1 protein-coding gene is annotated in these 736 nt (G+C 58.1%); it reads left to right on the top strand.

Annotated features, from left to right (window positions below):
* Positions 1-479: 479 nt before the first annotated feature.
* Positions 480-719 carry a TraR/DksA C4-type zinc finger protein gene (locus ACYVG7_RS05870; protein ID WP_460882294.1) on the top strand — a complete coding sequence of 80 codons (240 nt, stop codon included), beginning with the start codon at positions 480-482 and terminating at the stop codon, positions 717-719.
* Positions 720-736 lie beyond the last annotated feature (17 nt).

Genomic DNA, 736 nt, shown 5'->3' with positions numbered 1-736 from the left:
GCTCAGCAACTGCGCTCTGGCGTTTGGGCCCCTGAATACGGGTTCGGGGGGTAATCATGGCGACCGCATCTCGACACCCAGCATCTAAGCAGCATGACGGGGGCGGCAATCAGGCCGCCATCTCGTTCGGCATCCCGGAGCTTAAAAACCCACGTTATTTCGCCATCTTCAAAGCTGGCCGCCAGGCGCGCTTTAAGGCCGACCGTGATGGCCTCGGGGACTCTGTCCCTCTTTATTCCCACAACGCCACCTATCAAGCGTTATTCAACCGGGGCTGGGCGAGCGTGACAGAAGTTCACCTGNTCTGGGGTGGTGCCATCGCTCTCGGTGCCGGTATCGCCGGGTTATTTGGTTACCACATCGACCCTGCCATTCAGGCCAACATTGTTGAGCTGGCGAGCTCAGCGGTGTCTGTGGTCGGTGGTGCGGTTGCCATCTATGGCCGCATCAAGGCCACCCACGTTATCAAGTGAGGCCACATGCCTGATCTGATTGATAAGGCGCAATGCCTGGAAGAAGAACAACGGCAAAGAGCTTTGGGGGCGCTACGACAGCGCCCCCGCGAAGCACCTGATGAAGATGAACATGGGCGCTACTGCCTGGACTGCGGCGATGTGATCCCAGATGAGCGGGTGGTCATCGAGCCGTTTGCCGTGCGATGTGTCGAGTGCCTGACACTACGCGAGAAGCAGGAGGCTATTCGTGCTGGACATTATTAAAACCTATTGGCCGATAT

The organism is Pseudaeromonas pectinilytica (genome assembly GCF_054780855.1).
Note: the sequence above shows the minus strand (reverse complement) of the source record. Positions and strands in the feature narration are given on the sequence as shown.

Excerpts from the sequence above, each read along its gene's own strand:
- ACYVG7_RS05870 (WP_460882294.1), top strand. The coding sequence starts at position 480 with ATGCCTGATCTGATTGATAAGGCGCAATGCCTGGAAGAAGAACAACGG.